General features: G+C 37.9%; 11 protein-coding genes, 1 tRNA gene and 1 pseudogene. 10 read left to right on the plus strand and 3 right to left on the minus strand.

What is annotated here, in order from left to right; genetic code table 11:
• Positions 1-86 precede the first annotated feature (86 nt).
• The 4 genes and pseudogenes from B9Y81_RS00660 to B9Y81_RS00675 all read left to right on the plus strand — a co-directional run.
• The gene (locus B9Y81_RS00660; RefSeq protein ID WP_176221425.1) at positions 87-569 is read left to right on the plus strand and encodes a helix-turn-helix domain-containing protein; all 483 of its coding nucleotides are present in this window, start codon (positions 87-89) and stop codon (positions 567-569) included.
• Between the two features lie 361 nt (positions 570-930).
• Positions 931-1251: a lipocalin family protein gene (locus B9Y81_RS15430; RefSeq protein WP_262494092.1), complete on the plus strand. Its 321-nt coding sequence runs from the start codon at positions 931-933 to the stop codon at positions 1249-1251.
• Between the two features lie 193 nt (positions 1252-1444).
• A complete protein-coding gene (locus B9Y81_RS00670) occupies positions 1445-2005 on the plus strand; it encodes a hypothetical protein (RefSeq protein ID WP_085535080.1) in 561 nt (186 codons plus the stop codon).
• A gap of 327 nt (positions 2006-2332) precedes the next feature.
• Positions 2333-2533: pseudogene (locus tag B9Y81_RS00675) on the plus strand (LytTR family DNA-binding domain-containing protein); the annotation flags it as partial.
• Positions 2534-2541: 8 nt separating this feature from the next.
• Here B9Y81_RS00675 and B9Y81_RS00680 read toward each other — a convergent pair.
• Positions 2542-3630 carry a helix-turn-helix domain-containing protein gene (locus B9Y81_RS00680; protein WP_085535081.1) on the minus strand — a complete coding sequence of 363 codons (1089 nt, stop codon included), beginning with the start codon at positions 3628-3630 and terminating at the stop codon, positions 2542-2544.
• Between the two features lie 12 nt (positions 3631-3642).
• Positions 3643-4845, minus strand: a complete 1203-nt coding sequence (locus B9Y81_RS00685) for a helix-turn-helix domain-containing protein (protein WP_085535082.1) — start codon at positions 4843-4845, stop codon at positions 3643-3645.
• A gap of 485 nt (positions 4846-5330) precedes the next feature.
• Here B9Y81_RS00685 and B9Y81_RS00690 point away from each other — a divergent pair, with 485 nt between their 5' ends.
• The 4 genes from B9Y81_RS00690 to B9Y81_RS00705 all read left to right on the plus strand — a co-directional run bounded on the left by B9Y81_RS00690 (position 5331) and on the right by B9Y81_RS00705 (position 12117).
• Positions 5331-6692: an Mfa1 family fimbria major subunit gene (locus B9Y81_RS00690; protein ID WP_085535083.1), complete on the plus strand. Its 1362-nt coding sequence runs from the start codon at positions 5331-5333 to the stop codon at positions 6690-6692.
• A gap of 109 nt (positions 6693-6801) precedes the next feature.
• Entirely contained in the window at positions 6802-7770 is a 969-nt protein-coding gene (locus B9Y81_RS00695; protein WP_085535084.1) for a FimB/Mfa2 family fimbrial subunit, read from the plus strand.
• Positions 7771-7805: 35 nt separating this feature from the next.
• A complete protein-coding gene (locus tag B9Y81_RS00700) occupies positions 7806-10457 on the plus strand; it encodes a FimB/Mfa2 family fimbrial subunit (protein WP_085535085.1) in 2652 nt (883 codons plus the stop codon).
• 19 nt (positions 10458-10476) lie between these two features.
• On the plus strand, positions 10477-12117 hold the full coding sequence (locus B9Y81_RS00705; RefSeq protein WP_139822869.1) for a hypothetical protein: 1641 nt from the start codon (positions 10477-10479) through the stop codon (positions 12115-12117).
• A gap of 335 nt (positions 12118-12452) precedes the next feature.
• Here the strand turns inward: B9Y81_RS00705 and B9Y81_RS00715 are convergent.
• Positions 12453-12528: transfer RNA gene (locus B9Y81_RS00715), tRNA-Arg, on the minus strand.
• Positions 12529-12713: 185 nt separating this feature from the next.
• Between B9Y81_RS00715 and asnA the strand changes: the two genes are divergently transcribed.
• Entirely contained in the window at positions 12714-13751 is a 1038-nt protein-coding gene (gene asnA / locus B9Y81_RS00720) for an aspartate--ammonia ligase (RefSeq protein ID WP_085535088.1), read from the plus strand.
• A 19-nt stretch (positions 13752-13770) separates the two neighbouring features.
• Positions 13771-14433, plus strand: coding sequence for a uracil-DNA glycosylase (ung, locus tag B9Y81_RS00725; protein ID WP_085535089.1), 663 nt, complete (start codon positions 13771-13773; stop codon positions 14431-14433).

The following is a 14433-nucleotide window of genomic DNA, read 5'->3' on the forward strand; positions in this document are numbered from 1 at the left end:
TAGAACTTTATAACTATTCAGGGTTTATGCAGTTGGGACTTGTTAGCTTAGCGCCACTATTCGTTTGTGTATTTTGGAGTAACATTATGCTTATAATTGTACTTTTCATTATAGGATTGATCTTTGCTATATGTTATTTAGGTTATCGAAACTACGTAGCTCGTGGTTTAATGCGGGATAACGCGTCTGATTCATTCGACAATGACACTGCGAAAGACGTTAAATTGGAAAAGCAGACGATCAGACATGAGCTACTTATGCTACTCGAAGACGAATCCGTATTTACCCGTAAAGGATTAAAGATTACCGACTTAGCCGACATGTTATATTCAAACAGAACTTATATATCCAATGTTATCAACGATGAATTTAACATGAGTTTTACCGATCTGATTAATGAGTACCGGGTTGATTATACAAAAAAGATATTATCTCAACCGGAAAAAAGAGGTTTAACGCTGTCTGAGGTCAGGATAATGTCCGGGTTTTCCAGCGACAGTTCCTTTTATCGAATTTTCAAACAAAAGGAGGGGATTACACCGTTGGAATATAAAAAAAAGTGCTATTGAAGTAACAGGATTACACTGACCCGAATTCGGAATTAAGATTAACTTTCACATTTTTAAGTAAAAGATTTATGAAAGAATAAAGAGAATGTTCATATTTGTAAATGGATATCTCTTTCGTCATTTATATTTGACTGTAAATGAGCAAAGAATGTTTAGGACTATTAGCTGTTTATCGTTTTAACCGTTTTGTAATATAATTTGTAATTCAGCTATAATCTCTGATATTAAGGACGAGTGGAGTATAGTATTTGTTTAAACTGACTTGTTCCGGATGAATCGGCAATAACTTGTTCGGACCTAAAATCGGAAACGATTTCTTATCTGCACGGAGCAGTAAAAAACCGGCGATATATTTAACGAAATAGCTACATTAGCTTATGAAACCTGGTCGCAGCAAGACTCGCTGCTTATTCTTTCGGGAAACAGCATCGGCAATCGTCAAACAATTTCTTTCTCGGACACGTTTAATATTGATAAGTTGACAAAGGATAGCTTAGTATTGAGAAAAGGTAAACTTGTGCTGGGCTACGCAAGAGATGTTACGCCACAAGAGAAATCACGAGACACTATTCCTGCCGCATTAATTGTTCCGGCTAAAAAGAGTTTAAACGTAATTGGCGAATTGATTATCGGCCCGGAAGTTCGTGCGTTCAAACCGGAGGGTAGTTCTGAGATTTACTAGATTATCGATAAAACAGGAGAACTTTATTTAGAGTATGATAAAAAAACAGGGGGAACCAAAAACGGACAACCTGTACAAGCTGATTTGCAAATCGTAGACATGGGAAAATCGGATGAGGGATTTGCCGCGAATTACAAGGGTGTATATCATGTCTATAAAATTAACCGTTTGTATTAATTAAAGGAAAAGAAGTATGAAAAGAATTTATTTACTGCTGTTCTTGGTCGCTTTCGTTAGCAATGCGTTCAGTCAGAATAGACTTTCGCTCTACATAGGAAGCGCAAACCAATATGCCGCTGTGGAATTATCTGATTTCCGCCAACGGCTATGTGTGGAGTATGGTATACCTGTTTCTTCATTAGATGATTATTACCACCGGTGCGGAAACGATTGGGGAAATGTAGGAATCGCGCTTGAAATTGCGAGAACCTCCGGAAGAAGCATGAGAGATGTTTGTAATTATTACGATCGCTACCGTCGCTACGGGTGGGATCGCGTTGTACTGGAAATAGGTATCAAACCCGGTTCTCGCTATTACAAACCGTTTTATGACAGAATACATCATCACCATGATGTTTGGGATCAACACTATTACAATTACTGTGAAAGACACGGTAAGCACCACCCTAAAAATCATAAGTACAAAGCCAAACACAAGAAAAAGTATGACAATGGATACCATAGAGGATATGATAAACGATACAAGAAAAAGTATCATGATGATGACGACGACGACGACGATTATGATGACTAAATTGACCCTTCCGGGGATAAATTTTAGCCTATTTACACCAATCTGATAATCAAGCCGTTAGATACACCGAAAAACATAAAGGTTATTTTTGAAAATATAAAGGATATATTTTCAAAAATAACCTTTATGTTTTTATAAAGATAGTAATATAAAAATCGCTTGTAAAAATCACGCTGTTTATAGGGCTTCCAACTTACCCATTCACTTCGTATTTATTTCCCTTTTGAAACTACATTTTTTCCTGTCATCTCATAATCCGTATTCAGTCCCGCTTTTTCCGGCTTGGGTAAATTTTAACCCAACTTGCAGCGATCGCTCCTCACATGGTTAAATAAATTAGAGGAACAATTGAATCCTGAACAGTTCTTCCGGGTGAACCGGCAGATGATACTGAACATCGATGCGATTGACCATGCGGCACCGTATTTTAAAGGTCGGATTAAAGTAACCGTTCATCCTTCTTTCAAATCAGACATTATAATAAGCGAAGGGAAAGCTTCCAATTTTAAATTGTGGCTTAATTACTGATCTTACAGTTAAATTTTTCCGTCTAATTTGTCTACAAAATGCTTGTATCCTCTGTAACTTCTAAATCCGGCTCTAAGAACAAGCATTTCTTTATCATAATCTGATTTTACAGGTTCTTTTTCTAATTGTTTAAGTTCAATCAACCGGCAACTGTTTATATAACGGCTGAAACTCATACCATACGTTTTATTAATAAAAGTCGATAAATAAGTGCGGTTTGTACAAAGCTCGAACATCAGATCGGTAATTTTAAGACTTGGATTCAAATAGGGTTTTTTCTCCCGGATCAGTTTCTCGAATTCAGCTTTGTCAATATGAAGGTAATCAAGTTTCTCTTCTTTTAAATCAACTCCTACAGGATACATGATGATGTAGTTGTCTGTAAATACATTGTAAACTATAATTATTAATTGTAGCTGAAAAATAAAATGTATTATGGCCAAGAACAGGGAGATCATTACCTCTTCATCTCTAAAAAACACATATAAAACGGTAGGAGGTATTAATGAAAAGGTTAGTATTATTACTAAAATAAGCCATCTAAGGGAAGTTCTGTCTTCGTCTGCCGAATAATCTTTAATGATATTTCTATATTTGAGAATCCTTCGTAAACCATAATATAAATAGACAGTTCCGTAAACCATCCAAATACAAAGCTTAAAAGACGAAACAACGACAAACCACTTTGGCGTATAAAGCAACGCAATATTAAAACCGGGTAAAATAGAATACGAAAAAACATATTGAATTATCAGAATAAGAATCGGACTTAGGTAATGCCAATAAGAAAACGTTGTTCTCTTATCCACATTAGTAACCAGATAGATAATATGGTAAATGATAATGATCGAATACAAAATCGACAGCATCGAAAAAAAATTTACATAAACATAAAGGGGTTTCAGGTAAATAAAAGAGAAGCTTGCAACACTTACGAATACAATCATTATATAGTAAACCATCAACAATTTTAGCAGATAGACATTCTTTGTTTTGTCTTTCTCGAATAAACGCATTAAGATAAAACCTAAACAAATAAACGCTGTCATGGCCGGAGCAGCCATACTGATAATAAAAAACAATTCTATGATACTCATTACTGCTCTTTTTTATTGTTCTTCTTCTGATTGCTTAGCCCTTAGATAGCTACGAAAACTACCAAAACCGGCTTTCGACACCAATTCACGCAGTTCTTTATTTTTATTTGAGGGCAATCTTTGTAAAATAGCTAACTCCTGTAAACGGCACTGATTCAGATACCGGTTAAAATTCACACCATATTCCGTATTTATAAATCGGGAAATATAGGTCCGGTTAACTTTAAGTTGCTCAACCAAATCAGTGATCTGATATTTCGGATCCAGATAAGGCTTGTTCTTTTTCATATAATTCTCAAAATTCCTCTTGTTAAGTATCGGGAATGGAGCGAATATCTCGGTGTCTGCATTTCTTTGATATCGGGTAACGGAACTTCTCTCTATCTGACTACCGATCGGATTTGTTTGATAATCTGCCGGTTCAATATCTCCAATGTCTTCATCGTCCGGATTTGACGTAGTGATCGATTCGGAAAAATTCAGGAAATAATTACGCCTCATCACCTTATAACTCATCACAACATGACCGCATGCGATGAACAACACTATGAAAATATTCCTCAACAACTTATTCATATGTGCGTGAGAGCCAAGCGAGCTTATCATGGCAACTAATAAAATGACAATGCTCAAGCCTATTAAATACCACAGCCAGAATGTATACCTCTTATAGTCTGCGGGATATCGTCTCTTCACAAATAGGTTATACGACCAAAGCGTTTTCATGGATAACAAAACATAGACAATCAGGTATAAAATACGCATTACATGCTTTGATTCATAAAACATATAATAATATCTATATTCCGGAATTATGTTTGCCGATGAAGAAACAATAGCATTCTGAACTTCATATGGAATAAAAAGAGACCAAACAAAAATAATGGCGCAAAGAATTAAAGGAGGCACATAATGCCACGCCGGAAAGTTCGGGGTTTCTTGGGAAGCGGTTAAATTATAAATAAAATGATATAAAGTTACCGAAGCCAATAATAAACTCAGATAGAACAGTGGATTTAAATAAATAAACAATTCGCTCTGATAGTTAAACAAAATGGTTCCGGCCCAAATAGTTAGTGCGAATAAATAATAGAAAATCAGTACCCATCTTATTCCTTTCTCTTCAGAACAGGTGCTATCCTGGTAGGTTAGTATCATTAATATGATGCAAATGGTTGACGAATATACCGGAATTGCATAAATGACAATCTCCATACATGTTAGAAAACTGGTTTGGTTCATTATTTCGTCGTGTTTAATAAATAAAAAATAAATAGAGAGCTTTTGCTACCAACAGATATAACACATACCCATAAACAAAGCACTTTTCTTGAAACACAAAGCAAATTTAAACAAAACAAATCTTTTAACCATTCTTTTTTACGTCTATTTTACAATTTGTCCAAAAAGAAAAGTAAACAAAACAGTACACAAAGAATGATATAAATGATAAAAAAACCTCATCGTTTCCACTCATAAAAAACACAAATAAAAACACGTAATCATCTCATTACCTGATGCATTTGTACAAATATGAAGTGTATATATCATGTGTCCTTTTTTACATTTTTATATTTATCATTTGGCATGTTTTGAATATACAGTTTAGTAAAGAGAAATACATTTTTACCTGTTTTATTTGCAGTAATCAAAGTGAGATAACGAATCATTTCTTTTAATTAATTTAATAATAGAAAACTATGAAACTCCAAAATTTATTCATGACGACATCGCTTATTGCATTCGGAATTATTAGCTGCAATAACGAAGATTATGACCTTCAAAACAAAGGTGACGGCACGGATGGCGAAGAAACGTATATGAGCTTAACATTATCTTTTCCTAAGACAGACGGACCTCAATTCCGTGCCACCGGAGATAATAATGCCACTTTAGAGGAAACGGCATTAGACAGAATTGATGTGTTTATTTTTAACTCTAACACCGGCTTTATGGTAAAAAACGCCGTGTTGAATGCTTCCAACTTTGATCAGATGGCATCTACCTCTTCAGAAGATGTTTGGAAGGCTAAAACAACGATAGGCACAACGACCGGACAGAAAACCATTTTCGTAGGTATTAACTTGCCGGTAACTTTCGCACAGGGATTAAATAATACATCGCTTGCTAATTTTAATGATATAGCACATACCTTAAACATAAGCGAATTGGTTACAACCCAAGGTTTAGCCATGTTTAGTGCAAAAGGTACAACCAGCGAACTTAAACCTATAGGAGACCCTGCCTACAACACCAATAATGTACTTAAAATTCCAATTAAGCGAATGGTAGCTAAAATAACCGTAGAAGAAGGTGAAAACATGGTTATCAATGGTGCGGGTAAGTTGGATAATCTGAGCTTCGCGATAAGCAACATAAACAAAAAAATGTACTTAGTGCCTAAAACAGATGGTAGCGACCCCAATTATGCAGCCAATACATGGCTGGCGGGCGATTTTATTAGCGCAGTTAACACACCGGGAGGTGCGGGAGACGGTTTTATTCGTATTGATTCGGCTAAGACAGAAGTGAAAAAGCTGAAAACGCTTTATGCGACTGAAAACACATCTGTTAATCATTGGAAAGAAGAAATTACACGGGTTATAGTTAGAGCAACTTTTGTGCCGGAAAAAATTACTGATCTCCAGGGTGCGAATTATGTTCAGATAGCAAACCCCAATAGTTCTCCAACTACATTCTGGACAGTCTTGCTGCAAAATGGTTTTAAATATTTCTTCTTAAACGAAAGTACGGCTAATGCTTATAAAGCGGCCAATCCGGGTAGTATTAAATCGGCTGCTTACACAAACGGTTATTGTTATTACGATATGTACCTGAACAAAGACGGATACTTTCAAGGCAATATCGTAACGGCTAAAAAGTGGGATGTGTTCCGAAATGATTATTACCGTTGCCGCATAACGAACATACTTGCTCCCGGACGTCCAACGGAAAATTTAGTGGATCCTAAAACGCCGCCGGCAGTTGAAACAGACCTTCAGTTTGATCTTGACATTTTATTCTGGAATCTTATTACCGGCGATTATTCGCTTGAACCTTAACCGGGAAAAATTACACATTCCTATATGAATGTATGTTTCAACAAGGGAGAAATAAAACCTCTCCCTTGTTAAAAAAAGAGCCTCGTAAATAATTAAATACAAAAACAACATGGGAATACTATCTAACTTTAAGTTCTCCGCATGGTTCGTCTTGCTGCTAATCACGTCTTCATGCATTCGGGAAGATCTTTCTGATTGTCCTGTGAAAATGGAGAAACTCCAAGTGGCTTTTTCATTCGACACACCGGCAGGACCGCGTAACATAGATCCCGCCGAGCTTAAAATAGCGCACCTTTACATATTTGATGTAGACGGAAATTACGTAAGCACCGTTACTTACCAAAATCCGCAACTTTATCACAATTATCCGATAGAGGTTGATCTCCTCCCGGGCGAGTATGAATTTATTGTATGGATGAATACAGCAGAATATTTTGACGTATTGTCTGTCGATTCAAACGAAAAGCTCAGCAACCCGGACCGACACGAAGATATTATAAAGTTAGCAGTTCCGTCTTTGGGATATATTACATCTGAAATTCCTTTAATTATGTTTGGCGAAGTGAGTAACCAGCAGATTACCAACGACAATCAGATTATAACGATTCCGCTTGTACAAAACACAAACACAATTAATGTTACGGTTAAAGGATTGCCGCAAACCGGTCATGAGTACTATCAGGTAATTAGTGACAAAAATGCATACGAATCGTTTCAAAACAAACCTGTTGCAGGCGAAGAGATCAGCTATGTGGCTCCAATGAATCTGAGAGGAACAAAAAGTGTCGTAAATGAATCTACTGATCTTGTTTCCTCCTTAAGGGTACTTAAACTCTACAAGGAAAACCAACCTAAACTGGTTTTATGGAATGAAACTGAAAAGATAGATCTATATCCGGGGAAAAGTGGTTTATCGAATGATTTAATTAAAATGATCACCGAGAAATATCCGGATGTCGACTTTAAAACTACCCACGTATTTGATATCATTCTTTATTACAATACGAACATGGAAGTTACTGTTGACATACAATACTGGAACGACTATGAAACGGATTATACAATAGAGCCTGATTGAAATAAAAATGTCTATATAACAAAATAAATAAGCATATGAAATCTATTAATCATTACCTTTTAGTTATTGTGCCTGTTCTTTTTATGGTAGCGTGTAGTAACGAAATAGAACTCAGATCTAACTCATCAAATACAGAAGATATAGACGTTAATTTCAACCTGTCACTACCGGCACAAGACGAGCCCTCTGTGGAACAGGCAGGGACTCAGAATGAAAACACAATTCTAAAAATCAACATCCTTGCGTATAAAGTTAATTCGGCAGGGAAAGAACACTTCGATTATCACACTGAAGGTGTACTGCAATCCGGTGCAGGAACTGCACTTCAAACATACAGCGCGAAAGTAAAAGTAAGATCCTACAAACAGCGTTTTGTTATTATTGCTAACGCACGTGACGAAGTAACGCAAATTTTACACACTTACGCCGGCCAACCAATTGAAAAAATTGAAATGCTGAAGATGTTGGAATTTACAAACGCAGCACCGGATCATAAATGGAATATTAGTAACACAGCCGGGTTTACTCCTATTCCGATGTGGGGCGAAACACAGACTCCCCAACAAATTACCACCGCAACCGCAAGCATAGATAAAATTCCAATGCTTCGTATGGTAGCAAAAGTTGATGTCTTATTGGTCGATCAGGCATCCGGCAAGAAAATAAAAGACCATTTTAAGTTGAGCGAAATCTACCTTTACAATATAAAAGAAAATAGTCGCATCGTTCCGGATACAAACACGTTAGAACTTTATTCCAACAACAGACTCATTGTTACAAAGCCAACATTAGCAACATCACAACAGAACTGGTTCGGACCAATTAAATATGTTGCAGACAGTGAGACTTCTTTACTTAACACAATATATCTTTCAGAATCCCGGGCAGTTGTTCTCAGTTCAGATTTTTTAAACGCTACAGGGTTTGTTATAGGAGGTTATTATAGTGAGAATGGCATTGCCTGGGATTCTGCTCCCTCCTATTACAGATTAGACATAATGACAGGCGATAAAACCGAAACGCGCGATATTTTACGCAATCATAGTTATCAACTCAATATCATTCAAGTAAACGGATCGGGACACCCCACGGCCGAGAAGGCTTGGAACAGGGGCACGGATATGAATTTAATGGTTGCCGACTGGAGCACGCAGGTTATTTCTGAAAATGTGCTGAAAAGACAGTTACATCTTTCGGCCACTGAAGCTGAAATTTCCGACGTAAGTGCATCAAGAATCTATTTTTGGAGTGACCAGAAAGAGGTTAAAGTGGAAAAACAAGGGTATATCGGATATTCGAATACAAGCCCGTTTAATGTTAATGATTTTTTTGATGATTTAGCCGGTTCGCCTCTAACAACGAATTTTCAGTTCAATCCGGTAAGCGGACATGGGCATATGGACATAAGTACAATAAGCACACAGAAAACGACAAATGACATACGCAAAATCTACCTTAACGCCGGAGGGCTTAAGCGGGAAATAATTGTAAAGACGAATATCTCAGACCCCCCGAAAACGTTTTTAGAGATCCCTTGGGTAGGAACCTTTCACCGTAAAAACGAAGTAGGAGAACGCGTTATTTACGCTGACCATATAGGCGCATGGAGTGCTGAGGTAAATGATCCCACCGGAGAAGGACATTTCGTTGTTTTAAGTAAATCCCGGAGTGCGGACAAGTCTTTACGCACCGAAAACCCGGGAGATGCTGAAAATTATCCGGTAGTGGACGGTAAAAAAACAATAAGCGGAAATGGTCGTATTTACTTTCGCGTAGGGTTGACTTCAACCTACCAAAGCACGCCGACTAAGCCGGTACGTTACGCTACAATTAAGCTTACTCATTCAAAAGGTTATTCTACTATCTATGTACGCCAGGGAGAAGATGCAGATTATTTAATGCGAATGAACGACCCGACTGTTGGGGTTAATCCCTCTATCCCCAAACGCCCATTTGCGAAAAAATTTAGTCCATACAATTTAACCGATCCTCAGGAAAGACCCGGGCGCGTAGGCGATTCAATCAATAGTAAATACGTATTTACTCAGTTTCCAACTCAGGCGGGGTATTATTTTCAGTTTGCTCGGACCTATGCCTGGTATCCTGATGTTGAAGCTCCGGAAAATTGGTACTACAATAGACCCAATGCACTATGGTATTTACACAAAAACGACTGGGAAAGCGCTCCTGCCGGATATCGCCGTCCAAATGAGGGAAGCATTAGTAGTTATGCAACGTCCACGTCCAGCAGTGATTTAGAAATTAGCCAATCCCTATTATTAGATCCCAAGAAAAGAAGAGAAAATGATGATGCAAATACCTTGTGGGGATATTATGCTGATGGTTTTTTTGATCGCAGACCTATTCGAAAAAGCCTAACGGGCACAGAAGCCTCTACAGTTGGAAGTGGGGCAAAGCTGGCTTATATCGGACAGTTACATTTTAATCCCTACACAAATGCATCATTGTTCTTTCCGGCTGCCGGATATCGTGCTTCCAGCGAATCAAATCTTTTATATCCTATTAAAGGCGGGCTGAGGAGAAACGGAGAACGAGTTTATTTCTGGTCAACAGCCACACGCAACGATGGTAATAGTTGGTTGTATAGAAGTTCCAAAGAAAACAAAGATGTTATGAGTGCCAGTTTACTTTATGGTTACAACATTCGGTGCGTAAAAGATGAATAATCAAAAAAAAATTACGTTTATGAAACTAACAATAAATTTAAAAAAATATTATCTGCTTGGGTTTATTTTGCTCCTGCTAACCGCTTGTAGTGAAGAATATGACTTAACAGATATGAAACCGGTAGATACTGCTGAGAGCACCGTGTTAGTAGAGCTTTTCACCCATACGGGTGATTATCAAACCCCTACAAATCAGCAAACAAGAACATTTAGAGGAGGTTTATCGGAGGCGATGCCTTGGGTAATCGTATTCTTGGGAGATACCGATCAGGCAATGTTTTCGCAAGTTGCTCGCGCAACAAAATCCGGGAATAAGATGGTTGTGTCGCTCACTGAAACAACGGTTAAAACACGGGTTATGATTATCGCGAATCCGCCGGCTGTTTTTTTCGACGGAACCATTGATAATACACCTTTAAGTAAAGATGCGCTTACCTCAAAATTAACAGGCAAAACGTACAATGAGGCTTTATCAATACTCAACACCCCTAAACTCCAGTCGCCGCAAAAAAGCATACCGTATGCCGCAGAAGATATTCCGGCCACGCTATCCATAACACTCAATAAGATTGATAACAATACGGCTATAGGAACTGCCGCAAACAAATTGAGCTTAATTCGTGTGGTTGCGAAAGTAACCGTAGAGAACAATTCGCCCGATTTCGTGCTTGAAGGTTTTTCGGTTATCGGAGCCTCGCAGTATGGACGTTTAATTCCGTCGAATACATTTACAACTCAGGTAGATAAGGTGAATTATTTAGCAGCCCCTCCCCACGATTCAATTTGCGGAATCTCATCGGGTGAGCCTATTTACATATACGAATCGCTTGCCGGAGAATCTTCTGTTATCGTAAAAGGAAGCTACAAGGGGCAATCCGGCTATTATAGCTTGTTATTTCAGGACGCAAACAAAAATTCGTTCAACCTCATACGCAACAAATGGTATCAGTTTAAGCTAAAAGAAATTAATACCGCAGGCTATAAAACGATTGGTGAGGCGTTAAATGCTCCGCCCTCCAATATATTCTCAACAATAACTGTTATCGATCAAAACGCTATGGAGATTACCGATAATGGTCAGTACTTCATTGGGTTAAGCAATTCTGAATTTATTGTATATTCAAACACAAAACAAGACAACCTAACGGCTGTAACAGTTTCTTATAACGCTCCTACCGGAGTTCTTGCACAAACAAAAGTAGTTGCTGCATCCCCTGCCGGATCAATAACGATAGCTAAAGGATTAGATCAGCCTAACGGAACGAACAACACGAGTGAAGTAAAACTAAATTTAGCCGCAAATTTCTCTAAAGGTCAAATCAGCATAGCAGTAGGCAATTTAGAGCGAATTGTACAAGTAAAACGAATGTCGCCAATCAATTGGATAGGAGAAATCGTTACATTCAAGGACAATTATGTATCGGCTAAAATAGAAAGTCAAGGAATTACCGATAGCACCTGGCTTCATTTATCAACAGATTTGCTACATTTCGTCGACACTGAAGTGGTACGTTTAGATACACCGGGAACAATTTACCTGAAAACGAGTATGAATCCACTCCTAACAAGAATACGAAAAGGAGGAATAATCTATCTATCACACAAAGAAAAAAACGGACGTATAAAATTATACCTTGAGCAAGGATCGCGAAATTTTTAAACAAGGCAAAAAACAGCCTTATAAAAGAGGCGTGTTTTTTACATTACTATATAAAAAAAAATATATCCTTTATTTTTCAAAATATATCCTTTATTTTTCGAAAAATAACCTTTATGTTTTTATCAAGATACAATACATTGATTATCAAGCATATACAAGAAGGGCAAAAAAGCAGAAAATAGAGTCCTGTTTTTAACCAAAAAAAAATAAAATACAGTCATAGAAAACAACATATTTCACTTGATTCTTAATCTTTATAACTCTCAGCAAACTAAAGACTTGATTAATAAAAAAAGCCTGAACAACAACAACAGTTGTATTCAGGCTTTTTTCTTTGGTGACCAGGGTGGGATTCAAACCCACGACCTTCAGAACCGGAATCTGACGCTCTATTCACTAAGCTACCCAGCCAAAGACCTGCAAAAGTAAGCATAATCTATCAGTAATACAAGCAGGAAATTTAAATTGACAAAATGAAACTATTCAAAGCCTCAAACATACCACTTTGTAAATTATAATACTTTTTCATTGTTCTTATTTTATTATTCCGTTATCTTTGCATTCTAATTTAAACAAACACAAAGGAATAAACATATATGAGCTACCTGATCAAACCTACAGGATATAGAGCTTTGCTTAACCTTGCTCAAACAGAATTGGGCATTAAGAAAATTAAAGACTTCTTCCAACAAAATCTTTCTTCGGAGTTACGGCTAAGACGTGTAACCGCTCCTCTTTTTGTATTAAAGGGGTTAGGTATCAACGACGACCTGAATGGTATAGAAAGACCAGTAACTTTCCCTATAAAAGATTTAAATGATAATAAGGCTGAAATTGTACACTCACTCGCCAAATGGAAAAGATTAACTTTGGCTGATTATGAGATAGATCCGGGATTTGGTATTTACACGGATATGAATGCGATTCGCTCTGACGAAGAACTGGGTAACCTGCATTCTTTATATGTGGACCAATGGGACTGGGAGCGGGTAATGACAAACGAAGAACGAAACATTGACTTCTTAAAGGAAATAGTTCAACGCATTTATGCCGCGCTTGTACGTACAGAATATATGGTGTATGAAATGTTTCCGGATATAAAGCCTGTGCTTCCTCAGCGAATACACTTTATTCACGCGGAAGACTTATTACTAAAATACCCTACGCTGACTCCGAAAGACAGGGAGGATGAGATATGTAGAGAATACGGAGCGGTTTTCATCATCGGGATTGGATGTACACTGAGCAATGGGGAAAAGCACGACGGAAGAGCACCGGACTATGACGACTGGTCTACCGTAGCCGAAAATGGGCAAACAGGTTTAAATGGAGACTTATTGGTCTGGAACGGGATTTTGAATCGTTCGGTAGAGCTTTCTTCTATGGGGATTCGTGTTAACAAGGAGGCTTTGCTTCGTCAGCTGAAATTTTCGAACGCGGAAGAACGGGCAAACCTTTATTTTCACCATCGCCTGTTAAACGACGAGCTACCTCTCAGCATAGGTGGAGGGATAGGTCAAAGTCGTCTTTGTATGTTCTACCTTCGCAAAGCACACATAGGCGAAATTCAGGCCAGTATATGGCCGGATGATATGCGGAAAGAGTCTAAAGCAGCCGGAATGCCGCTAATATAGCAATTGAATCAAAAGAGGAATGGATGTAAAGATTGAGGAAAGTTGGAAAACACAGTTAATTGATGAGTTTGAAAAAGATTATTTCAAGAATCTAACTGATTTTATCAGGCAGGAATATCAGCAAAGGCAGGTATATCCTCTTGGGCGTGATATATTCAATGCTTTTTCACATTGTCCTTTTGATAAAGTTAAAGTTGTTATCCTCGGGCAGGATCCTTATCATGAGCCGGGGCAAGCACATGGACTTTGTTTCTCGGTCAAAGAGGGAATTACTGTTCCTCCTTCTTTAGTCAATATTTACAAAGAAATTAAAACGGACCTTGGCATAACCAGTCCGCGTAGCGGGGATCTTACCCGTTGGGCTGACCAAGGCGTTTTGCTTCTCAACGCAACATTAACAGTTCGGGCGCATCAAGCCGGATCTCATCAAAACAAGGGTTGGGAAACATTTACCGATGCGGTGATACACCGTCTGGCAGAACAAAAGCAACAGTTGGTATATATCCTTTGGGGCTCTTATGCCCAACGCAAAGGTGCATTTATCGATACTTCCGCAAACCTGGTTCTTAAAGCACCTCATCCCTCTCCCCTATCTTCTTACAGAGGATTCTTCGGAAGTAAACATTTCAGTAAAACAAATGATTATCTGATCGCGAACGGACAGTCTCCGATAGCATGGTAG

The sequence above is a fragment of the Massilibacteroides vaginae genome (assembly GCF_900178525.1).
Taxonomy (GTDB): Bacteria; Bacteroidota; Bacteroidia; order Bacteroidales; family Tannerellaceae; genus Massilibacteroides; species Massilibacteroides vaginae.